Genomic DNA, 24,345 nt, shown 5'->3' with positions numbered 1-24,345 from the left:
AGCATTATGCTAATTAGTATGTGATAGTTTGTGTAATATTTCAAGCTAAATATTCATCTCCGGCAAGCGTCAATGGGGAAGAAGGTATATTTTTCGACGGAATTGCAGTACAATAAAGAGTGGACAGCAAGAAACAGAGGAAGTGATAGCGTGAAATGGAGTATGCCGGACAAGTTGATACAAGAGGGACGCGAATATGTGAATGAGGACCGTGTGCTATCCGTACAACCGGATTTCCACACTCAGGTTTGGCATTGTGAAGTGCTCGGCAGTAAAATGTATCATGTCACCTTAGATGGTACAGCCAGAGAACAGGATCTATGCCAGTGTAAATACTGGAAAAACCATCAGTATTGCAAGCATACGATCGCTGTTGAATTATATCTGAAGGAGAAATGCGGCACCCGAATTTTGACGGAAAGCAGTGCAGAGCAGTTTCAGGTAGATGCAGAAACGGCCGGTCAGGAATTTGTGAATGACTTGACGCAGATTTTCTTCCAAGAAAATAAAGGTGCCCAGAGCCTGACGAACCGAGCTGATTTTTTAGTGCAGTATACGCTGCAGATTCTCCGCATGAAACCAAATAATCTGATGCAAAACACAGGTGAACATGTATTAGCTCTTTCCTTGCGTGCAGGGATTGATAAATCGTATATGGTTACAAATATAGAACAATTTACGGAACAATTCACCAAACAAGAAAAATGGGATTACCGTCTTGGAGATGCGATCGACTTTCGGTCTGTGAAGATACAGGAATCGGACCAAGCCATCATCCATCGACTGCATAAATTGTTGGAAGAGCAACCCGCGGCGTTGAACAAGCAATTGTTGAATGTCACGGCCAGAAAATTGGATTCCTATCTGATTATTCCGCCGAGTTCAGCGCACTCCCTTTTGGAAGATTTAATCCAAACCGGCAGGGTGGAATGGATTCACGGTGATGATACATATCCGGATGTGCAGATCAGTCCCGAAAAACCGGGTTATCAATTCCTGTTGGGAAAAAAAGGCAGAGGAATAGAGCTTCGCATCCAGCGCGACAACATTACTCATCTATTGGAGTACGACTGGTTAATCGAAGCCAACAAAATCCATCCGCTCAGTGCGCAACAGCATAAATTGTTAGGATACCTCTCATTTTTTGAGAAACGTTTTGAGGACTCAGATGTGATCGGAGTCGAAGAGTCCGATGTATCGGATTTGCTGACCTACGTTATCCCGTTGTTGAAACAGATAGGAACAGTGCACTTCAGCGATGAACTGGAACGTAACATCATCGATGAACCATTGACTGTCTCAATCCATTTCCGCGGCCCGGCAAAAAGGATAAAAGGGGAAATTTTATTCAAATACGGAGAAACAGTCTTCAATCAAAACCGCGCCGCCAAAACGGCTTCCCAATTCTTGATCAGAGACACAATAGCGGAAGAGAGAATCCTGCAGGTGTTGGAAGCTTTGGAATTCAACATCATCGAAAACCAAATATCTTTCCTGGCTGCAAAAGATATCGACCTATTCAGCTTTCTTTACAGAAAAGTACCAACATTGCGCCGCTATGCTGAAGTGGAATTAAGTCCGGATCTGCAGAACCTGGTAGTCGAGGACACAGTCGTGTCAACTTCAGTCCAACGCAGAACAAGGGATTCTTTTTTGGATATTCGTTTTGATGTTGACGGAATTTCGGATAATGAAATAGACAAATTACTGAACAGTTTAAAAAAAAATGACGCCTATTACAAGACGGAGGACGGGCGAATATTGTCTTTGGAGACGGAAACAATGAGGGAGATGAATCGCTTCCTTTCGTTGATCAAAGATGAGTCACAAGTTCGTGAGGGGACTCTGTCCATGCCAATGATAAAAAGCCTGACGCTTGAAAAAGAAATCAATGACTTGAACCCTGAGGTAGGCAGTCAAGCTTTCCTTAATGAACTTTATCATTTCATCAAGCACCCGGATGAGTTTCCCGCTGAACTACCGAAATCGTTGCAAGCGGGTTTGCGTCCCTATCAAGCGACCGGCTTCAAATGGCTAAAGTTCCTTGCCAACTATGGTTTGGGTGGTATTTTGGCTGATGAAATGGGACTCGGTAAGACGCTACAGCTGATCACCTTCTTGCTCAGTGAAGTAGAAGAAGGCAAAAACGAAAATAAACCTGCTCTCGTGATCGCTCCGGCTTCGCTGATATACAACTGGAAGTACGAATTCCAGAAATTCGCACCTTTGCTTCAGATCATCGTCATCAGCGGCGTGAAAAAGGAACGGGAAGAGCAATTGTCCCAACTGCCGGAGAGCGGTATCGCAATCACATCTTATCAAAGTTTCCGTCAGGACATCGAATCTTATCAAAAGTGTGATTTCTATGCGATGATTCTGGATGAATCCCAGTACGTCAATAACTATAACACCAAGACGTTCCGTGCCATTGCGAAAATGAACGCCCGAGTCAACATAGCATTGAGCGGTACGCCGATCGAGAACAGCGTAACGGAGTTTTGGGCTATATTCCAATTGATCCTGCCTGGGTTATTTCCAAAATTGCAGGAATTCAAAAAAATGCCACTCGAAGATATTTCGAAAACAGCCAAACCCTTTATGTTGCGGCGGTTGAAGGCGGATGTGTTGGGCGACCTGCCGGAGAAATCGGAAGCGGACATATACAGCAGTCTAAACCGTGAACAGAAAGTCATGTATTTGGCTTATCTGCAGCAACTGCAGGAAAAGGTATCTGATTATGACAGTGAGGATTTCCAACGGAACCGGATGGAAATCTTGGCCGGGTTGACTCGTTTGCGTCAAATTTGCTGTGATCCCCGTTTGGTGGATCCTGTTTATGAGGGAGGATCCGGAAAATTGGAGCAACTGGTCGAAATATTGAGGAATGCTCAAGAAAACAACCAGCATGTTTTGGTTTTTTCACAGTTCACTTCCATGCTCAAGTTGATTGAAGCGGAATTGGCCAAGGAAAACTTAAGTTATCTGTACCTCAGCGGAAAAACCCCACCTGCAGAAAGAATTACGCTCGTAAATCAGTTCAACGAAGGCTATACGGATGTCTTTTTGATTTCACTGAAGGCGGGCGGCACCGGGCTGAACCTAACTGGCGCTGACACTGTCATCCTTTTCGATCTGTGGTGGAACCCGGCAGTCGAAGAGCAAGCCGCAGGCAGAGCGCATCGCATCGGACAAAAGAAAAACGTGCAAGTGTATCGTTTCATTGCAGAGGGAACCATCGAAGAGAAAATCAATCAACTCCAGCAAGATAAAAAAATGCTCTTTGATCAGTTGGTCGTATCGGAAGGGGAAGAAGCGCTCAACAGACAACGGTTGACGAATGATGATATCAAGCAGATTCTGGGGATACAAACCTGATATATCCTATAAAAAAGTTTCTGTTATTCATTTTCAGAAAAAAGACTTGCTTCTTTCAGCGTAATTCGATATAATTATCAACGGTGCAAAACCACATTTCACACCTTGATCGATACGGCGGACGTTGCTTATCGTAAGATGAGTTTCTGCTGTAGAAGAAATCGGGGGAGGAAAATAAAAACAAACTTGGAGGAAATAAACATGGCAGTAATTTCAATGAAACAATTATTGGAAGCAGGCGTTCACTTCGGTCACCAGACTCGTCGTTGGAACCCAAAAATGAAGAGATACATCTTTACAGAGAGAAACGGTATCTACATCATCGACTTGCAAAAAACCGTAAAATTAGTAGACGAAGCATACAAATACATGCTTAATGTTGCTGAAGAAGGCGGCGTAGCTTTATTCGTAGGGACTAAAAAACAAGCGCAAGATTCAATTAAAGACGAAGCTATCCGTTCAGGTCAGTTCTTCGTAAATCACCGTTGGTTAGGTGGTACTTTGACTAACTGGGATACTATCCAAAAACGTATCAAACGTTTGAAATCAATCGAAGCTATGTCTGAAGACGGCACTTTCGAACTACTTCCTAAAAAAGAAGTTTCAATCTTGAAAAAAGAACAAGAACGTTTGGAAAAATTCTTGGGCGGTATCAAAGATATGCCTAGAATCCCGGATGTAATGTTCATCGTTGACCCAAGAAAAGAAAGAATCGCTGTTCAAGAAGCGCACAAATTGAACATTCCTATCGTCGCTATGGTTGACACTAACTGTGATCCAGATGAAATCGACGTAGTAATCCCTTCAAATGATGATGCTATCCGTGCAGTTAAATTGATCACTGCTAAAATGGCTGATGCTTTCATCGAAGGCAACCAAGGAAATGATCAAGCTGAAATTTCTGTTGAAGAAACTTTTGCGGCTGAAGCTGACGAAGCAACTTCATTAGAAGAAATCGTTGAAGTCGTTGAAGGCGACAACGAATAATATTTCCTATTTAGTTTGAAGCAATGAGCTGTCTCAGAAAAGAAGAAAGATATAGCCAATTAGGTAGCCGACATCTTTTCTATCTCTTTGGGGCAGCTTTTTTTATGAAAAAGAATATTCAGGAGGAATCATAAAATGGCACAAGTAACAGCAAAAATGGTTAAAGAATTACGCGACATGACAGGCGTAGGCATGATGGATGCTAAAAGAGCTCTAGTAGAAGTCGATGGCGACATGGACAAAGCGGTTGACTACCTAAGAGAAAATGGTATGGCAAAAGCAGCCAAAAAAGCTGACCGTATCGCTGCTGAAGGACTTGCAAACGTATATGTTGACGGAAATACAGCTGTTATCGCTGAAATCAATGCCGAAACTGACTTTGTTGCGAAAAACGACAAATTCCAAAACTTGGTAGCTGATATTACAGCAATCATCGCTAAAAACAAACCAGAAACGTTGGAAGCTGCTTTAGCGATCGAAACTGCAGACGGCTCATTGAACGATGTCATCTTGAATGCTACTACTGTAATCGGCGAAAAAATTACTTTGCGTCGCTTTGCTATCGTTGAAAAAACAGATGCTGATGCTTTCGGCGCATACCTTCACCAAGGCGGACGTATCGCTGTATTGACAGTTTTGGAAGGCTCTGCGGATGCTGATGCTGCTAAAGATATTTCTATGCACATCGCTGCCATCAATCCTAAATATGTTTCTCGCGACGAAGTTTCCGCAGAAGAACTTGAGCATGAAAAGAAAGTTCTGACTGAACAAGCTTTGAACGAAGGCAAACCAGCTAACATCGTTGAAAAAATGATCGTAGGCCGTTTGAACAAATTCTTGAGCGAAATTTCATTGAACGACCAACCATTCGTTAAAGATCCAGATCAAACAGTTTCACAATTTGCTGCTTCAAAAGGCGGCGTTGTTAAATCATTCGTTCGCTACGCTGTAGGCGAAGGTATCGAGAAACGCTCTGTGGACTTTGCAGAAGAAGTAATGAGCCAAGTTAAAAAATAATGAAAATTGCCCCTTAATTGGGGCTTTTTTATCATAGTCATAAGCCTGATTAATCAGGGGTCAGCCAATTACGGAGGGAAATATAGAATGAGTGAACCAAAATACAAACGCGTTGTTTTAAAACTAAGTGGTGAAGCTTTAGCGGGCGACACCGGTTTCGGAATTAACCCACCGACGATTGAAGAAATCGTAAAAGAAATCAAAGAAGTACATGACTTGGGTGTGGAGATAGCTATCGTTGTGGGCGGCGGCAATATTTGGCGCGGCACGACAGGCGCTGAAATGGGTATGGAGAGAGCGCAAGCCGACTATATGGGCATGCTTGCGACTGTCATGAATTCTCTGGCTCTTCAGGATGCCTTGGAGAATGAAGGGGTTCCTACCCGTGTTCAGACTTCCATCGAAATGAGACAAATTGCCGAACCGTATATCCGCAGAAGAGCTGTCCGTCACCTTGAAAAAGGACGCGTAGTGATATTTGCTGCCGGTACCGGCAATCCATACTTCTCTACTGACACGACAGCAGCCCTTCGTGCCGCTGAAATCAATGCTGATGTTATTTTGATGGCTAAGAACAATGTTGATGGGGTCTATTCATCCGATCCGATGAAGGACTTGAATGCAACTAAATTCTCTGAATTGACTCATTTGGATGTTATTTCCAAAGGATTGCAAGTAATGGATACTACAGCAAGCTCATTAAGCATGGATAACGACATCCCGCTGGTTGTATTTAACTTAAACAGACAAGGGAATATTCGCCGTGTTATAATGGGAGAAGATATCGGAACGACTGTTAGGGGGAAATAATTATGGTTAAAGAAATCCTTGATAATGCGATCGACAGAATGAAAAAAACGGAAGCTGCACTGATCCGCGAACTAGGCTCGATTCGAGCAGGCCGCGCGAATGCGAGTTTATTGGATCGTATCGAAGTTGAATACTACGGAACGAGCACACCAGTGAATCAATTAGCATCCATCACGATTCCTGAAGGACGCATGTTGTTGGTCACACCTTACGACAAATCCAGTATCGGTGATATCGAACGCGCGATTTACCAAAGCGACTTGGGCATCAACCCAGCCAATGACGGCAACGTCATTCGTTTGGTGATTCCGGCATTGACTTCAGAGCGTCGTAAAGAGTTGGCAAAAACTGTTGGCAAAGAAAACGAGGCAGCTAAGATTTCTATCCGCAATATTCGCCGTGATGCCATCGAGGCGTTGAAAAAAGCAGAAAAGAACAAAGAAATCACAGAAGACGAGTTACGGACTTATGAAAAGAAAGTACAAGAGTTCACCGACAAATCTTCCAAAGAAATAGACAAAATAACGGCGGACAAAGAAAAAGAAATTTTGGACGTTTAACATTCCATTCGTTGGAAAGCAGCCAGGGCACAAATCATTTCGAATGATTTGTGCCCTGGCTCTTTTTAAAAATTATATAAATTCCGGTTAATCATAGGAATTCAGGCGGGTTTTTGTTAAAATAAAAAGAGTTATGAAAAAGTGAGGGATAAAGCATGGCTCTATTCAAGAGTGAGAATCCAAAAACAGATTTGCAGTTTGACGAAAATGGCATCATTCCAGCTCATGTTGCCATCATTATGGATGGGAACGGCCGTTGGGCAAAGAAAAAACTGATGCCACGGGTTTACGGACACAAAGAGGGTATGAATACGGTTAAAAAGATAACCATAGAGGCAAGCCGCCTTAATGTGAAGGTATTGACGCTGTATGCCTTTTCGACTGAAAACTGGAAACGTCCGACTGACGAAGTCAATTTTTTGATGGGATTGCCCATCGATTTTTTTGATGTCTTTATGCCGGAGTTGATGCAGAACAACATCAAAGTGACGACCATCGGCTGGATCGATCAGTTGCCCGAGAAGACGCTTAAAGTCGTGCAAAATGCAATCGAAAAGACAAAGGACAATACCGGTCTTATTTTGAATTTTGCGTTGAATTATGGTTCCAGGGCTGAAATCCTTCAAGCTACAACGATGATTGCGCACGATGTCGCAGCAGGAAAACTCTCGGCAGACGCAATCACTGATGACGTATTCTCTTGTTACCTATTCACAAGCGGTCTTGGTGAATGGCAGGATCCTGACTTGCTGATCCGTACCAGTGGAGAAATCCGTCTCAGCAACTTCTTGCTGTGGCAGGCAGCGTACAGCGAAATGTACTTTACGGAAGAATTTTGGCCTGATTTTTCGATAGCCAGCTTGCGGGCGGCTTTAGCAGAATATCAGCATCGCAATCGTCGTTTCGGCGGCATATAGGGAGGATATTATGAAGGAAAGAGTAATCACAGGCTTAGTGGCTGCCGCAGTATTCATCCCATTCTTGTGGCTTGGGGGACTGCCGCTGCAACTGCTCATGACAGCAATCGGTTTGATCGCTGTTCAAGAACTATTGAAGATGAAAAAGCTGTCCATCTTCAGTGTGGAAGGTATCATCACTGCTTTGGCGACCGTATTATTGATGTTGCCGGAATCTTATCTGCAGTTCATCCCCGATGGCATCGATGCGATGCTTTTAATTTATCTGGAGGCGTTGGTACTGTTCATTTTTACTGTGTTCTCGCGGAACGATTTTACCTTCGACGATGCAGCCGCTTCTGTCCTGACCTCCCTTTATGTCGGGAGAGGATTTTATTATTTCATGCAGACAAGGGACATCGGTTTTTGGATGGTGCTCTTAGTGTTGTTCATCATTTGGGGAACGGATATCGGCGCATACATGATCGGAAGAAAAATTGGCAAGAACAAGTTGGCTCCGGCTATCAGCCCAAATAAAACAATCGAAGGATCTGTCGGCGGTTCGATAGCCGCTGTGCTGATCGCCATCGTATTTTTCCATTACTACAATCCGCTGGAGTTATCTTTAGGACTCCAGATCATGCTGGCAGCCTTACTTTCGGTCTGTGGCCAGATGGGAGATTTGGTAGAATCGGCATTCAAACGTTATTTTGGCGTCAAGGATGCCGGGAAGATATTACCCGGACACGGCGGCATGCTTGATCGTTTTGACAGCACGCTTTTTGTGATGCCGGTGTTCCATATTTTTCTGCATTTCATCTTTTAACAAAGCGAAGACACGCTACAAAAAGGGAGGGATTACATGTTTCAGACAATCATAACGTTCATCATCGTGTTCAGCATATTAGTGATCATCCACGAATTCGGCCATTTCTATTTTGCGAAAAAAGCTGGCATTCTGGTTCGTGAATTCGCAATCGGCATGGGACCGAAAATCTTCTCTCATCGCAAAAACGGGACAACCTACACAATCCGGATGCTGCCCATCGGTGGTTATGTGCGGATGGCCGGCATCGGGGATGAGGACACCGAGTTGAAACCGGGTATGCCACTTAACATCACCCTTGATGAAGAGCAACAGGTCATTCAAATAGATTTGAGCAACAAACAGCATTTGCAGGCTGTGCCGATAGAATTACTGGAGGCTGATCTGGAACACGCACTTTTCATAAAAGGAATCATTCCGGGAAGTTCAGAACCCGTTAGATACGCAGTAAAACGCGATGCGACAATCATCGAGACCGACGGAACAGAAGTTCAGATCGCTCCCATCGATGTACAATACCAATCAGCACCTTTGCTGAAACGGATGCTGACAAACTTCGCCGGACCGATGAATAATTTCATTTTGGGTATCGCGGTATTCATCGCGATTGCGTTCGTGCAAGGCGGCGTTACAGTAAACGAGAGTCGCTTGGGAGAAATCCAACCTGACAGCCCGGCGGAAGCAGCCGGATTGCGGGAGAATGATGAGGTATTGGCTGTTAATGGCGATGCAACCGCTGACTGGACGGAACTGGTTACGTCCATCCAAGCCAATCCGGGCAACCAAATCACACTTACAGTCGTGACTGATGGAGAAGAAGCGCGTGATGTCCTCGTCACACCTGACACGAAAACTGATGAACAAGGCAACGAGTATGGTTTGATCGGTGTCGCTGTCCCGATGAATCGCACGCTGATGGCTAAAATCAGCTACGGATTCAAAGAATTTTGGGTGATTGCCACTTCCATTTTCGGATTGGTCTTTGCCATGTTCAGGACCGGCTTTCAGGCTGACTCGTTCGGCGGGCCTGTCGCTATTTATGCGGCCACCGAGCAAGTCGTTGATTATGGCTTTCTGAGCGTACTCAGTTTTCTGGCCTATTTGAGCATCAACCTTGGTGTCGTGAATCTATTGCCGATTCCAGCATTGGATGGCGGGAAACTACTGCTGAACCTAGTTGAAGGAATCAGAGGCAAGCCGTTGGATCCAGAGAAGGAAGGCATCATCACGGCTATCGGAATGGGGCTGTTGCTTCTGCTGATGGTCATCGTCACTTGGAATGATATTCAAAGATTTTTCTTTGGCCAATGATAGGAAGAAAATAAGAAGATTCAAAGAAAGGTACGTTCATTCTTTGAATCTTTTTGTTTGTTAGTTGAGAAGGAGAGATCAAATGTCGTTATCGAAACATGAATTGTTCCAGCAGATGTTGGAACAGATAAATTTGCATCACCAGCCGGAGTATCTACCGTATTTTGAAAACGGGGAAATCGAACAAGTCATCGTGCATAAAAAATCAAAATTATGGTCATTTCAGTTCGTTTTTGATAACGTTCTGCCTTTCGAAGTGTTCACTGCTTTGATGAACCACATGAAAATAAAATTCCAATCCATCGCCACAATCGATTTTCAGATCAAAACCAGGAAACCGATTTTGACGAATGAGAGCATCTTGGACTATTGGGAAACAGTCGTCCAACGCAGCAATATATCATCACCACTGGTTCTGAGTCTTTTTGCCAAACATACACCCGTTGTTTTGGACAATAAAGTCGTTATCAGTGTTGAAAACGAAATCACCAAAAATCATTTGGCAGACAACTACTTGTCCATTATCCAACAGAATTACATGGTCTTGGGATTTCCGAGTTTCCAGATCACAATCGAAGTGGACGAGGCAGCATCCGAAGCCAGAATGGCACAATATCTGGCCCGAAAACAAGAACAGGATGAAATGTTGGTCAAACAAGCAGAGGAAGCCATCAAACAAAATCAGCAGGATAGACAACGCAGCGACGGCTCGCAATCTAAAGGCAGCAATAACGGCCCCTTGCTGATCGGCAGACAGATTTCCAGCAAGGAAGAAATCAAGCAGATGGCCTCAATCACCGAAGAAGAGCGTTCGGTGGTCATTGAAGGCTATATTTTCGACAGTGAAATCCGCGAATTGCGGTCCGGGCGGAAACTGCTCGTATTTAAAATGACGGATTATACCTCTTCCTTTTCGGTAAAACTGTTTTCGTCGAATGAAACGGATGAACAGAACTTTGAGCTTGTCAAAAAAGGAATCTGGGTGCGCGTGCGCGGGAGTGTCCAAGAAGACACTTTCATGCGGGATCTGGTTGTGAACGGCCGAGACGTGAACGAAGTTGCTCATGCGGAACGGAAAGATCGTGCGCCTGAAGACGAAAAAAGGGTGGAATTGCACCTGCATTCAAATATGAGTCAGATGGATGCCACCAATGGGATCGGTGATTTTGTCAAACAAGCGGCAAAATGGGGACATAAGGCCATCGCTCTGACCGACCATGCTGCTGCGCAAGGCTATCCGGATGCTCACGCAGCCGGAAAAGCGAATAACGTAAAAATATTGTACGGAATTGAAGCATATGTCGTCGATGACGGCGTTCCGATAGCCTATAATCCGGTCCATGAGGATCTAAGTGAAGCGACCTATGTCGTATTCGACGTTGAAACAACGGGGTTATCGGCAGTTTACGACACGATCATCGAGCTGGCTGGCGTAAAAATGTACAAAGGAAATGTCATCGAAACATTCGAAGAATTCATCAATCCGGGCCATCCGTTATCGCAGACGACCATCCAATTGACGGGCATAACCGATGATATGGTCCGCGATTCCAAGCCGGAAAAAACGGTGCTCGAGGAGTTCGCTGCATTCGCCGAGGGGACCATTCTTGTAGCCCACAATGCCAGCTTTGACATGGGCTTTTTGAACAACAGCTATGAACGCTATGGTATGGCCGAAGCGCCACAACCTGTAATCGATACCTTGGAGATGTCCCGTTTCTTGCACCCGCAATTGAAATCCCATCGTTTGAATACGTTGGCGAAACGCTATGGTGTCGGTTTGGAACAGCATCACCGGGCCGTTTATGATTCCGAAACAACCGGCGCCCTCTGCTGGATATTCCTGAAGGAAGCCCGCGAAGAACACAACATTCTATTTCATGATGAACTGAACAAATACATCGGCGGCGGCGATTCATACAAACGAGCGCGGCCGTTCCATGCAACGATTTTGGCAAAAAACCAGGATGGGCTGAAGGACCTTTTCAAAATCATTTCTGCTTCTAATATTGATTATTATTACCGGACACCGCGTCTGCCGCGCAGCGTTCTGCAAGCATCCCGGGAAAACTTATTGATCGGCTCCGCCTGCAGCGAAGGCGAAATATTTGAGGCGATGATGCAAAAAGGGGCAGAGGCTGCTAAAGCGAAAGCCAAGTTCTATGATTACATCGAAGTTATGCCAAAAGAGGTCTATGCGCCGCTCATCACGAGAGAACTGGTGAAAAATGAAAGTGATCTGGAAGAGATCATTACCCAAATCGTTGCCATCGGCGATGAATTGGGCAAGACGGTCGTCGCAACCGGGAATGTGCATTACTTGAACAAGGAAGACGCCATCTACCGGGAAATATTGATTGGGTCTTTGAAGGTGAATCAAGGAAAAGTCCTGCATCTGCCGGAAGCCCATTTCCGGACGACAGACGAGATGTTGGATTGTTTCTCCTTCCTCGGCAAAGAAAAAGCCAAGGAGATCGTTGTATCTAATTCCCAAAAAATTGCCGACAGCATCGATGAAATTATCCCAATCAAGGATCAGTTGTACACGCCGAACATGGAGGGGGCGAATGAGGAAGTCACAAGGCTCTCCTATGATGAAGCCAAACGCCTCTACGGAGAACAACTCCCTGAACTGGTCGAAAAAAGGCTGGAAAAAGAACTGAATTCGATCATCGGAAACGGCTTCTCGGTCATCTATCTGATTTCCCAAAAACTGGTTCTGAAAAGCAACCAGGACGGCTATCTGGTTGGATCCCGGGGCTCGGTCGGCTCAAGTTTTGTAGCCACCATGACCGGTATAACGGAAGTCAATCCTTTACCGCCGCATTACCGGTGTCCGGAATGCAAATATTCCTACTTCTATGAAGATGGCTCGATCGGTTCCGGCTACGACTTGGAAAAGAAGGACTGCCCGAAATGCGGAGCGGATATGGACCGAGACGGGCACGACATCCCTTTTGAAACCTTCCTTGGATTCTACGGGGACAAGGTACCTGATATCGACTTGAACTTTTCAGGGGAATATCAAGCCCACGCCCATGCTTACACCAAGGAGCTCTTCGGTGAGGAATATGTGTACCGTGCCGGAACAATCGGTACAGTGGCTGATAAAACAGCTTTTGGCTATGTCAAAGCCTATGAGCGGGATCACAATTTCAGATTCTCGTCAGCGGAAATCGATCGGTTGGCAAAAGGCTGCACGGGAGTAAAAAGGACGACGGGACAGCATCCAGGCGGTATCATCGTCATTCCGGACTACATGGATGTCTATGATTTTACACCTATCCAGTTCCCGGCCGATGCCCAAGATTCTGAATGGAAAACGACCCACTTTGACTTCCACTCTATCCATGATAACGTGCTGAAATTGGATATACTGGGACACGACGATCCGACTGTAATCCGGATGCTGCAAGATCTATCCGGAATCGATCCCCAGACGATCCCACCCAATGATCCGGATGTCATGAAGATTTTCGGCAGTACTGATGTATTGGGTGTCACGCCTGAACAAATATTCAGTAAAACCGGTACACTCGGAATTCCCGAATTCGGGACGCGCTTTGTCCGGGGAATGCTGGAGCAGACAAGTCCGAACACATTTGCGGAATTGCTGCAGATTTCCGGTCTTTCCCACGGAACAGATGTTTATTTGGGCAATGCCGAAACACTCATCCGCGAGAACAATATCCCGCTGGCGGATGTTATCGGTTGTCGTGATGACATCATGGTATATCTGATCCATCACGGTATGGATGATGGTTTGGCCTTCAAAATCATGGAAAGTGTCCGGAAAGGGAAAGGGATCCCAGACGATTGGCAGGCGGAGATGCGGGCAAAAGAAATACCTGAATGGTATATCCAATCGTGCCTGAAGATCAAATATATGTTCCCGAAAGCCCATGCTGCGGCATATGTATTGATGGCTTTGCGCGTCGCTTATTTCAAAGTGCACCAACCGATCCGTTATTATTGTGCTTTCTTCTCCGTGCGCGCGCAGGATTTCGATTTAGTCGCGATGACGCAAGGGAAAGAAATGATCAAGACCCGCATGAAAGAAATCATGGATAAAGGGTTGGAAGCTTCAGTCAAGGAAAAAAGTTTGCTTACCGTACTGGAATTGGCGAACGAGATGGTGGAGCGCGGCTTCAATTTCAAAATGGTCGATCTTGACAAATCGCACGCGAATAATTTCGTGATCGAGGGGGATACGCTGATTGCGCCGTTCCGGGCTATTCCGGGACTAGGCGGCAACGTGGCGAACCAGATTGTTCAAGCCAGGGAAAACCAACCATTCTTATCCAAAGAAGATTTGGCGACAAGAGGGAAAGTTTCAAAGACAATCATTGATTACATGAATGAAAACGGAGTGTTGAAAAACTTACCCGATGAAAATCAACTTTCTTTATTTGATTTTTAAGGAAAGGCTATTCCAAAGCCGTTAGGTTGGTAGGTCCTTGCATTTACTGACACAATGGTGTATAATTATAAAAGAATAAGTCGTCGGAAGGAGTGAGCGGAAACGCTCACTCTTTTTACGCAGTCAGCCAATGTATGACAGTGGTGTAGGATTGATAAAGGAGGATTTCTGTGAGTCGTGTAGTAGATGAAGTTCGTGTAGTGGTTCAACCAATAGTTGATGAACAGAATTTAGAATTAGTGGATATGGAGTTTTTGAAGGAAGGGAAAAACTGGTTTCTCAGAATTTATATAGATAAGCCAGGCGGTATCGATATTGAAGAGTGTGCATTGATCAGCGAAAAAGTCAGTGAAGCACTGGACGCTATTGATCCAGATCCGATCCCTCAGGCATATTTCCTGGAGGTGTCCTCGCCAGGTGCAGAACGTCCATTGAAGACGGAAGCAGATATGCAGAATGCTATCGGCAAATACGTGCATCTGTCCTTCTACCAAGCAATAGATGGCGAGAAATTCTATGAAGGAACGTTGAAGGAAGTAAACGATGACTCCGTTGTATTGACGATCAGAATCAAAACCAGAACAAAAGATATCGAAATCGAAAGAAAACAGATTGCAAACGCAAGATTGGCTATCCAATTTTAATCATTTTTTGAGATAGGAGTGAACGAGTAATATGAGCAAAGAAATGTTAAGTGCTCTTGAAGTGTTGGAAAAAGACAAAGGTATTTCAAAAGAGATTGTCATCAGTGCGTTGGAAGCTGCTCTTGTGTCTGCTTACAAACGTAATTACGGACAAGCCCAAAACGTTGAAGTGGAATTTGATACTAAAAAAGGGGACATCCATGTTTACGCAGTTAAAGAAGTAGTGGATATGGTGTTCGATTCGACTTTGGAAGTAAGTTTGGAGGATGCTCTGCAGATCAACAAAGCTTACGAACTAGGCGATAAGATCCGTTTTGAGGTTACTCCGAAAGATTTTGGAAGGATTGCCGCTCAAACAGCCAAACAAGTCATCATGCAACGCATCCGTGAGGCGGAGCGCAGCATCGTCTACAATCAATTCATCGCTTATGAAAATGATATTTTGACGGGTGTCGTCGAAAGAATGGATAGCCGCTATATTTATGTGAGCCTTGGAAAAATTGAAGCAGTATTATCCAAGCAGGAACAAATACCGAATGAAACGTTCCAGCCGCATGACCGCATCAAAGTTTACGTCACAAAAGTCGAGAACACTTCAAAAGGGCCACAGGTTTTTGTCAGCCGTAGCCATCCCGACTTGCTGAAGCGCTTGTTCGAACAAGAAGTTCCGGAAATCTTCGACGGAGTAGTCGAAATCGTCTCGATCGCCCGTGAAGCCGGAGACCGGTCAAAAGTAGCCGTGCGCTCCCGCGATAAAAACGTCGACCCTGTCGGCACCTGCGTAGGACCAAGAGGCCAGCGTGTCCAAGCGATCGTAAACGAATTGCGCGGAGAGAACATGGATATCGTTGAGTGGAACGAAGATCCATCGATCTACATCGGAAATGCGTTGAATCCGGCACAAGTCGTGAACGTTGATTTCCATCAAGCAGACGGCAGTTGCACAGTGATCGTTCCTGATTATCAACTATCACTGGCAATCGGTAAGAAAGGTCAAAATGCACGCTTAGCGGCTAAATTGACAGGCTATAAAATCGATATTAAGTCCGAAACGGAGTATAATAAGTTATTGATGGAATCCGGTGCCCAAAAAGTTGCATCCGATGAAGACGATGCTGACACGCTTCATTCTTTCGCTGGCTTGGACAAAATTTTCACGGCAGAGGAAGTTGCTGATGACATTGCTGTCCCAACGGAAGATACAGATTACACGGAAGAATACGAAGATGATGAAAAAATCCTTGATCCTGAAGATGTCGAGCAATTGATATCGGAAGTCGAGACAGATCCGGAAGAAAGCTATGATGAATTAACAAAGGACCTTCAAGACTAATCAGTGAGGTGAAAGTTTATGAAGACAAGAAAAATTCCGATGCGGAAATGCGTCGTCTCCAATGAGATGAAGCCAAAAAAAGAATTAGTCCGCATCGTAAAAAATCAAGCAGGTGAAATAGCCATCGATCCCACAGGCCGCATGAATGGCCGAGGAGCCTATGTTTCTATGGAACCTGCATTGGTACAGAAGGCCTGGAAACAGCATATTTTGGAAAAACACCTTGAGATCGCGATCAGTGATGCGTTCTATCAGGAGTTGTTCGATTATGTCGAACACCAAAAAGCAAGGAGCCTACTATGACACCTGAAGACAAGATGTTGAATTTGCTGGGTTTGTCATTGCGCGCCGGCAAGTTGATCACAGGTGAAGAAATGACCATCAAGTCCATCCAAAAAAATGAAGCAGTCTTTGTGCTTTGTGCGACAGACTGCAGCACTAACACCAAAGAAAAATTAGAAAACAAATGCCGCTACTATGAAGTCCCGTTCCTGGTGCATTTCACTTCGGAACAAATCAGTCAAGCAATAGGCAAGTCCCGTTCCATTTGCGCCTTGACTGATAGAGGATTCGCCAAAAGTTTCATGCGGCTGAAAGGAACAAAGTAATGAGATAAGGAAGGTGATGACATGGAAAAAAAACGTGTCTACGAATATGCAAAAGAACACAAGGTATCAAGCAAAACGGTGTTGGATAAAGCAAAACAATTGGGGATCGATTATCATAGCCATATGTCAACCATGGAAGACGGAGACATCAAAAAGTTGAACCAATCCATCTCTTCCACTGCTGGAAATCAGGTTGCCAAGCCGAGTGCACAGCAATCCAATGCGACACAGAAAAAGCAACCAGCAGAAAACAAAAAGGCGCCTGCAACAAAAATACATAAAACTACTGATAAGAGTGAACTGAGGAAAAACACAGACATGAAAAATAAACCATCGAATCCTTCTTCGAATCAAAACAACGGTTCCGAAAATAAAGGACAAGCAAAAACTACTACAGACAAAAATGCAAAACGGCCGGCGCAAGCCACAAGCCAAGCTGGACAAAATCGTCCAAATACTAAAATGAATCGAGTTGACTCTGTTTCGCCAAACAAATCAAATGACAAACCAGTGCAGAAAACTGCAAACACGAATACCACTACCAATGCGCCAGCCAAATCAAACCGTCCATCATACGGTCAAAATTCCGGCGGTTCCAATCCGCGCAGCCAAGGAAATCAAGGGAGAGGCAACAATCCCTACAACAAAAACAAACGCTCGAAGTTCAAAAAAGGCACAACGAAGCAAGGACCGGCAGTACCTCCACGCAAATTCCGCGAGTTACCGGAAACTTTCGTCTATACAGATGGCATGAATGTAATGGAAGTTGCCAAAAAGTTGCACCGTGAACCAGCTGAAATCATCAAAAAGTTATTCCTGATGGGCATCATGGTTACACAAAACCAAGCACTAGGAAAAGACGCTTTGGAATTGTTGGCTGCCGATTATGGCATCGAAGCTGAAGAAAAAATCGTGCAGGATATTTCCGATTTGAACAGCTATTTCGAAATGGAAGAGAATCCGGAAGAATTAGTTTCAAGACCACCTGTTGTCACAATCATGGGTCACGTCGATCACGGTAAAACGACGCTTTTGGACTCACTGCGCAACACGAACGTAATTCAAACCGAAGCAGGCGGAATCACGCAGCATATCGGCGCTTACCAGGTCAAAATCGACGGAAAACCGATTACTTTCTTGGATACACCTGGACATGCTGCCTTTACGACAATGCGTGCCCGCGGAGCGGATGTCACAGACATCACGATCATCGTTGTCGCAGCTGACGACGGTGTGATGCCGCAAACTATCGAAGCAATCAACCATGCAAAAGCGGCAGATGTTCCTATCATTGTTGCAGTCAATAAAATCGATAAACCGACAGCAAACCCAGATCGCGTGATGCAGGAGTTATCTGATCAAGGTCTGGTTCCTGAAGCTTGGGGCGGAGAAACGATTTTCGTCAACATCTCGGCCAAGTTCGGACAAGGTATCGATGAATTGTTGGAAATGATTCTGTTGGTCGCTGAAGTCCAGGAATTGAAAGCTAATCCGAATCGTTTAGCGATCGGTTCCGTCATCGAAGCCCGTTTGGATAAATCCAAAGGCCCGATTGCTACCGTCTTGGTGCAGTCAGGTACTTTGAAGATCGGCGATCCGATCGTAGTCGGTAATACGCATGGTCGTGTCCGCGTAATGACCAACGATCAAGGCAGACGTGTAAAAACGGCTGGACCTGCAATGCCTGTCGAAATTACAGGTTTAAACGCAGCACCGCAAGCCGGTGATCACTTTGTCGTCTTTGAAGACGAGAAGACTGCGCGTCAAGCAGGTGAAGAACGTGCGAAACGTGCCCTTATGGAACAACGTTCAACACAAAACCGCGTGACCTTGGATAACTTGTTCTCCAGCTTGAAAGACGGAGAACTGAAGGAAGTCAATGTCATCATCAAAGCTGACGTACAGGGTTCAGTTGAAGCCTTGGCAGCAAGCTTGCAAAAAATCGAGGTTGAGGGTGTCCGCGTCAAAATCGTTCACTCCGCAGCTGGAGCGATCAACGAAAGTGATGTTACTTTGGCAGCAGCCAGTAACGCAATCATGATCGGATTTAACGTTCGTCCGACTCCTCAAGCGAAGATCCAAGCAGAAAGCGAAAATGTGGATATCCGTCTGCACCGTATCATCTACAATGCCATCGATGAAATCGAAACAGCGATGAAAGGGATGCTGGATCCTGAATTCGAAGAGCAAGTAACCGGTCAAGCACTTATCCGTGAGACCTATAAAGTTTCTAAAGTCGGCACAATCGGTGGAGCTTTCGTAACCGATGGCTACATCGGCAGAAACAGCAGCATCCGTATCATCCGTGACAACATCGTCATTTTTGACGGCAAACTTGCCAGCTTGAAGCGATTCAAGGATGATGCCAAAGAAGTTAAAAAAGGCTTCGAATGTGGTGTGATGATCGAAGATTACAACGATATCCGCATCGATGATGTCATCGAAGCGTACCATATGGTTGAAATCAAGAAATAATGCTCTACAGCAATCGAACTAACTAGTGAGAGGTGAACCGAAATGGCTAATTTCAGAGCAGGAAGAATCAAACAAGAAATACAACGGGAAGTCAATGATATCCTGGCTAAGCGTGTAAAAGATCCACGTGTTGCAAATGTGAACATCACCGATGTGGAAATCACCGGAGACTTGCAGCAAGCAACCATCTATTACAGCACTTTGTCGGAACTTGCCAGCGATCGCGAAAAAACGCAACAAGGTTTGGATAAGGCGACTGGCCTCATCCGCAAGGAACTTGGAACGCGTCTGACCCTCTACAAGACACCGGAATTGATCTTTAAACGAGATGAATCAGTGGCTTACGGAAGCAAGATTGATGAATTGATCCGCAAGATGCACGAGGACGAAAAAAAATAGATTTCATATTTGTGCAAAAAAGGCAGCCACAATGATCCGTGCGATCGTTGTGGCTGCCTTTTTGCTTTGTGGTCAAGAACATGGCATAAATCCCATATTTAGCTACCCAGAGGTCACTTGTGTAAATAGAATGACTCAGAGTCTGCCAGCTAGTTATAATCGTTTAGAGGTTGATTTTAGTGCTGTGAGCATTCAGCCCTGTTCGCTTGTAAAAAAAGATTGACCGACCATGACATTTTTGGACATAATGTAAAGTAGACTAAATGGACAGCACTGAAGCTGCTGATGGAGGATATTATGATTTGGAGTAAAATGAAGCCGCAGTTGGAGAACTTCCTCGCGCCTGTGTTAGTGGGCAGAGTGGAGTACCTATCCACCAGCTACCGCTATTCACCCGAAAAAAACGGCCAGTGTCGCATAGCCGTAGACAATAAAAAAATCTTCAACATGAAGGACGGAACGACAGGAATAAGGTGGTACCTGTCGGAACAGGACATCAAGAATGATCCTGCAGTCATGATTCCGCTCAGCGAAGCCGAAATTGAACAAATCAGGAAAGAAACCGGCGGAAAAGTACCTGAAGAACGGTTGGCAGTGATCGCGAGCGACCGCAAACTGTTGGCCTATGCGAAGGGAACGATGGCCGCCCAAGTGACCTTAAGCAAAACCGATTTCAACAAAACCGCTGATGTATTTTTGAGCCAACCCATCGAAGACAGTCTCGCAAGCAAAGACATTCTGCTTAATTGCTTGGCCTTAGTGGATAGGCGCGTCGGCAAGAAACGAATCATGGACATGGAACAATCAGTGAGAATGAAGCATCCGATTGTGCAATATTTCTATGCACTGAGGCGTGGCCTGAAGTAGGGTGTATTGGGGCTTGCGGTATCCACAAGGAACGCCAGCGGGGAAACCGGCTTCCGGACGCCAAAAAGGAACCAATCAGGCCAAATCACCTGAACGGCTCCTTTTTGCATTCATAACGTATGCTCTACAGATTATCTTCAAGGAATAGTTGTGTTCGTTTCTTCTCGAACCGTTGGTAAATGCTGCTGCCAAGCAATCCGAACAGAATCGGTCCAACGATCAGCAACAACGCCTGGACATATTCACCGGTGTGGAATGGCTGGTAGACCTGGAAGGTGATGGCAATCAAAGTAGCTGTGCAGACACTCAGCGAGCAAAGGTAACCTTGCCAGTGCGCAGCAATCAGTGAGTGCTTCAGCAATCCAGGGTTCTTGATACGATAGAACGGATAACTTGCGGCTACGACGAAATACGGAATGGCACGGGCTACATTCGTCATATAGGTCAGTTGGTTGAATAATGTACCTAAAATGGTACTATTTAAAGATAAGCCGATGATGCACAAAGAAACAACCGAAGCTTGGATCCAAAGTGCTGTTTGTGGCATCTGTTTGTGGTTGATTTTAGTCAGAAATTGCGGCCAAATTTCCTTTGGCGTGCCCTGGATCAAACTTTTTAATGGTGTATAGGTGATGGACGACAACAATCCGATATAGGCTACAAACAAGGTGAAGGCAGTATAGCGTATGAATGCTTGATATAGGAATGCCTGAGCGGATGCCGACAGACCGAAGGCAATGCTGAGGTTATTGGCAAGACTGCCCATCAAACCGTACATCAGATTGCCGAGATGGAACTGATCGGTTTCCCGCAATACATTCAGGTTATTCGCACCGCTCCATAGCATAATGCCGCCGAAATAAAGGACGACGATGATCACAGCGCTGAAAATCAATGCTTTCGGAAATTTCTTTTGCTGTTGGCCGGATTTGTCTACAAGACTGGCGATCGTGTCCAATCCGCCGAATGCGGTGATGGCAAAAATAAAGAAGGGCAACTGCGAAAGGAATGAATCATTGGTCCCTTTGAAGAAACTCGGGGCGGCAAGGCTCTGCTGCATATTTTGAGCGATGAGTTGCGGAGTGTTCACCATCAACATCAGATTGCCGATTCCAGAAATGAGCAGCAGACCGACCATTGCATAGCTGCTCGTCTTCAAAAATGAAAAGACGGCCTGGTGACCGCGGTTGATCACCCAAGTCATGCAAAATACAGCTACAAGTGAGAGAACCATAATCCAGTAGGCCGTGTCGATGCCGAACCATTGCTCAGCGGAAGTCAAGTCCTGTCCAAAAAGCATGATCGTGAAAGGAATCAACAATTTCATGAAGAGGCTGATGATCCACGTGAAGTAGCTGCAGTACCACAGGAAGGCGGTAATGAACGCGATACGCGGTGAAAAAGCATCCTTCAGCCAATCATAGATGCCGCCTGTGCGATTCGAGTAGCTGCGTGTATATTCTGATACAATAAGGGCATAGGGTATAAAATAAAAAAAAGCGCTGATCAAAAACCAAGGGAATGATTTCAGACCCATCATGAAAAATGAGGACGACATACTTGAAAAAGAATATACGGTCATGACGATGATCAGTATCAGATTGAAAAATGATAGACTTTTGGTTGGTTTCATAATAAACTCCTTATTAATAATTTGCTTCCAACAATTGGTATCATCATAGTAACTTTTTGGATAAAGGGCAACAAAAATCCACAGATTTCGAAAAATATAGGGAATTGGAGTAGTGAATAATGTCACAAATAGATTTGTGGTTGCAGGAGAAAAGAAAAGAATGGCAGGCAGATTTTTTAGGCTTGGCTCAGGATGTTGCCCTGGCCTGCCAACAAACTGAACTGCGTTGGACGCATGTTGCCGGAAATACAAGCGATCACTACAAAACGATCCGCTTGCGGATCGGTAAAGGCATCGCCGGCGAAGTTTGGCGCACCGGCCGGGAACAACGTGCCACTGAAATCCAATCAGACAGCCAGAATCTTTTGAAGTATCCAATTGCAAGGCTCGAGCAGCTCGATATGACAATCGGCATTCCGATAGTGCAAGACGGTATCACACGAGCTGTTTTGCTGCTGGGATACCGCAACCCACTCGCTTTGAATGTGGCCGATATGATTGCTGTCTATGCAGCTTTGCCGGGTTTGGAGACTCTATTGGAAGAGGAGGGGCACAAAGATGAGTGACTCAACTGAGCGCATTTCCAAAACTTTGCCCCCACCGACTTGGATCATGGATGCCGACTATACAATAATCGACAGGAATGCGCAGGCAGAAAAGTTCGAGAAAGATTATGTCATTTCAATGGAATATGCCGTAGAGGTTGCCAAAGGCACTTGCTGCGCTTTCCAAACGGATAAAAAAGCCTGCAAAAACTGTCCGCTCGAGAACAAATGGGCTGCTTCCGACGGATTTCCGATCACTTTTATGGGCCGTGACGGAGTGTCCTATGAATTTTTCGGGAAACTAGTGAAAACGGAACATATCTGGAAATTGGAGATTCGCTACATCGATAAGCCCTTCGAATCAGAGGGGAAAAGCATGCTGACATACTTAAACGAGGCACGCGAGAGTGAACAAAAAAGGATTGCGCGCGAACTCCATGATGGGATTGCCCAAAGCATCTACAGCTTGATGCTTGAAACGAGAGGGCTGAAGTGGACACCGTTTGAAGAGCATCAGCAGAAGCTCCAGGCGATTGATCAGCACTTTGCGGACGTACTATTGGAAATCAAAAGTTTGGCTACCGAACTGAGGCCAAGCATTCTCGATGATGTCGGGCTTATTCCGGCGATAAATCAGTTTGTTGAACAGACAATGGAAATGACAGGATTCATCATCCATGTTATCGTTGACGGAGAGCGGAAGAGGCTCACCAGTCGAGGAAATGTCGTCATCTACCGCAGCATCCAGGAGGCGATCTCGAATGCTTTGAAATATTCTGGAGAGAATGAAGCGACCATCGCCCTTGATTTTGGCCAAAAGGAACTGCGCGTCACGATTGCGGATGCAGGCAAAGGGTTCATCTACGATCCTTATCACCTGGGGTTCGGATTGCTGAACTTGCGGGAACGCGCCCAATCTGTAGGCGGGACAATCGAAGTCGAAACAGGTATAGGAAAAGGGACACGCATTACAATGAACGTGCCTTACAAGGAGGGAATGTCATGAAAATCATAATAGCAGACGATCATGCACTGGTGCGCAACGCGCTGACCTTCATGTTGAATGCGCAACCGGACATGGAGGTCGTCGGAGATGCCGCTGATGGCAATGAAGTTTTCATGAAGCTGGAAAATACGCAGGCGGATCTTGTATTGATGGACATCAGTATGCCTCCGGGAGAAAACGGTTTGCATACGACACGGCGGATCAAAGAAACGCATCCTGAGATTAAAGTGATCGTCTTGACAATGCATGACGAGGAAAGCTATGTGAGGGAAGCGCTGAATGCGGGAGCGGATGGTTTCATCCTCAAAAGCACAACCGATGACATCTTGCTGGACGGTATCCGCCAAGTCTACGCCAATCAGCGCTACTACAGCGGCTATACAAACGACAGACTGGATGAGATGGATACTTTTGAAGGCGATAGCCTCTACGCCAGTCTTTCGAAACGGGAAAAAGAGGTGCTGCCGCTTGTTGCTTTGGGCTACAACAACAGGGACATTGCCGAAAAACTGTTCATTTCTGTCAAAACGGTAGAAGTGCATAAAGCAAATATCAGAAAAAAATTGGAGGTCGACAGTTATGCCGATCTTTTGCGCTACAGCATGAAAAATCATTTGGTCGATTTCTAGGAGG

General features: G+C 45.3%; 20 protein-coding genes. 19 read left to right on the top strand and 1 reads right to left on the bottom strand.

Annotated elements, in window-relative coordinates:
- Positions 1–150 precede the first annotated feature (150 nt).
- From BMZ71_RS02360 to BMZ71_RS02280, 16 genes are all read left to right on the top strand, one after another.
- Positions 151–3,375: a DEAD/DEAH box helicase gene (locus tag BMZ71_RS02360; protein WP_177187462.1), complete on the top strand. Its 3,225-nt coding sequence runs from the start codon at positions 151–153 to the stop codon at positions 3,373–3,375.
- A 201-nt stretch (positions 3,376–3,576) separates the two neighbouring features.
- Positions 3,577–4,362, top strand: coding sequence for a 30S ribosomal protein S2 (gene rpsB / locus BMZ71_RS02355; RefSeq protein WP_068559617.1), 786 nt, complete (start codon positions 3,577–3,579; stop codon positions 4,360–4,362).
- Between the two features lie 135 nt (positions 4,363–4,497).
- Positions 4,498–5,379, top strand: coding sequence for a translation elongation factor Ts (tsf, locus tag BMZ71_RS02350; RefSeq protein ID WP_086988036.1), 882 nt, complete (start codon positions 4,498–4,500; stop codon positions 5,377–5,379).
- A gap of 87 nt (positions 5,380–5,466) precedes the next feature.
- Positions 5,467–6,189: a UMP kinase gene (pyrH, locus tag BMZ71_RS02345; protein ID WP_068559613.1), complete on the top strand. Its 723-nt coding sequence runs from the start codon at positions 5,467–5,469 to the stop codon at positions 6,187–6,189.
- Between the two features lie 2 nt (positions 6,190–6,191).
- Positions 6,192–6,749, top strand: coding sequence for a ribosome recycling factor (gene frr / locus BMZ71_RS02340; protein ID WP_068559612.1), 558 nt, complete (start codon positions 6,192–6,194; stop codon positions 6,747–6,749).
- Between the two features lie 155 nt (positions 6,750–6,904).
- Positions 6,905–7,666 (top strand): undecaprenyl pyrophosphate synthase, encoded by a 762-nt coding sequence (locus tag BMZ71_RS02335; RefSeq protein WP_086988035.1) that lies wholly within the window; start codon positions 6,905–6,907, stop codon positions 7,664–7,666.
- A 10-nt stretch (positions 7,667–7,676) separates the two neighbouring features.
- Positions 7,677–8,471, top strand: coding sequence for a phosphatidate cytidylyltransferase (locus BMZ71_RS02330; RefSeq protein ID WP_086988034.1), 795 nt, complete (start codon positions 7,677–7,679; stop codon positions 8,469–8,471).
- A gap of 36 nt (positions 8,472–8,507) precedes the next feature.
- Positions 8,508–9,782 (top strand): RIP metalloprotease RseP, encoded by a 1,275-nt coding sequence (gene rseP / locus BMZ71_RS02325; protein ID WP_086988033.1) that lies wholly within the window; start codon positions 8,508–8,510, stop codon positions 9,780–9,782.
- Positions 9,783–9,864: 82 nt separating this feature from the next.
- Positions 9,865–14,202 (top strand): PolC-type DNA polymerase III, encoded by a 4,338-nt coding sequence (locus BMZ71_RS02320; protein ID WP_086988032.1) that lies wholly within the window; start codon positions 9,865–9,867, stop codon positions 14,200–14,202.
- Between the two features lie 170 nt (positions 14,203–14,372).
- Positions 14,373–14,846 (top strand): ribosome maturation factor RimP, encoded by a 474-nt coding sequence (rimP, locus tag BMZ71_RS02315; protein ID WP_068559597.1) that lies wholly within the window; start codon positions 14,373–14,375, stop codon positions 14,844–14,846.
- A 31-nt stretch (positions 14,847–14,877) separates the two neighbouring features.
- Complete coding sequence (nusA, locus tag BMZ71_RS02310) at positions 14,878–16,179, top strand: transcription termination factor NusA (RefSeq protein WP_068559595.1); 1,302 nt, start codon at positions 14,878–14,880, stop codon at positions 16,177–16,179.
- A gap of 18 nt (positions 16,180–16,197) precedes the next feature.
- Positions 16,198–16,482 carry an RNase P modulator RnpM gene (gene rnpM / locus BMZ71_RS02305; protein ID WP_068559593.1) on the top strand — a complete coding sequence of 95 codons (285 nt, stop codon included), beginning with the start codon at positions 16,198–16,200 and terminating at the stop codon, positions 16,480–16,482.
- Entirely contained in the window at positions 16,479–16,787 is a 309-nt protein-coding gene (locus BMZ71_RS02300) for a L7Ae/L30e/S12e/Gadd45 family ribosomal protein (RefSeq protein WP_068559591.1), read from the top strand. Before rnpM ends, BMZ71_RS02300 begins: the two co-directional genes overlap by 4 nt.
- Before the next feature lie 21 nt (positions 16,788–16,808).
- Positions 16,809–19,262 (top strand): translation initiation factor IF-2, encoded by a 2,454-nt coding sequence (infB, locus tag BMZ71_RS02295; RefSeq protein ID WP_086988031.1) that lies wholly within the window; start codon positions 16,809–16,811, stop codon positions 19,260–19,262.
- Positions 19,263–19,304: 42 nt separating this feature from the next.
- Positions 19,305–19,661, top strand: a complete 357-nt coding sequence (rbfA, locus tag BMZ71_RS02290) for a 30S ribosome-binding factor RbfA (protein ID WP_068559587.1) — start codon at positions 19,305–19,307, stop codon at positions 19,659–19,661.
- Between the two features lie 297 nt (positions 19,662–19,958).
- On the top strand, positions 19,959–20,528 hold the full coding sequence (locus tag BMZ71_RS02280; protein WP_086988029.1) for an SF0329 family protein: 570 nt from the start codon (positions 19,959–19,961) through the stop codon (positions 20,526–20,528).
- Between the two features lie 124 nt (positions 20,529–20,652).
- Here BMZ71_RS02280 and BMZ71_RS02275 read toward each other — a convergent pair whose 3' ends face one another.
- Complete coding sequence (locus tag BMZ71_RS02275; protein ID WP_086988028.1) at positions 20,653–22,161, bottom strand: amino acid permease; 1,509 nt, start codon at positions 22,159–22,161, stop codon at positions 20,653–20,655.
- Positions 22,162–22,280: 119 nt separating this feature from the next.
- On the opposite strand from BMZ71_RS02275, the gene BMZ71_RS02270 reads away from it, so the two are divergent.
- Genes BMZ71_RS02270 through BMZ71_RS02260 form a run of 3 tightly spaced genes read left to right on the top strand, consistent with a single transcriptional unit; the run spans position 22,281 to position 24,341 of the window.
- The gene (locus BMZ71_RS02270; protein WP_086988027.1) at positions 22,281–22,727 is read left to right on the top strand and encodes a GAF domain-containing protein; all 447 of its coding nucleotides are present in this window, start codon (positions 22,281–22,283) and stop codon (positions 22,725–22,727) included.
- The gene (locus tag BMZ71_RS02265) at positions 22,720–23,712 is read left to right on the top strand and encodes a sensor histidine kinase (RefSeq protein ID WP_177187461.1); all 993 of its coding nucleotides are present in this window, start codon (positions 22,720–22,722) and stop codon (positions 23,710–23,712) included. The genes BMZ71_RS02270 and BMZ71_RS02265 overlap by 8 nt, the downstream gene beginning before the upstream one ends.
- The gene (locus BMZ71_RS02260; protein ID WP_086988025.1) at positions 23,709–24,341 is read left to right on the top strand and encodes a response regulator; all 633 of its coding nucleotides are present in this window, start codon (positions 23,709–23,711) and stop codon (positions 24,339–24,341) included. Before BMZ71_RS02265 ends, BMZ71_RS02260 begins: the two co-directional genes overlap by 4 nt.
- Positions 24,342–24,345 lie beyond the last annotated feature (4 nt).

The organism is Trichococcus flocculiformis (genome assembly GCF_900113645.1).
GTDB lineage: Bacteria > Bacillota > Bacilli > Lactobacillales > Aerococcaceae > Trichococcus > Trichococcus flocculiformis.
This window is presented reverse-complemented; position numbering and strand designations above follow the sequence as displayed.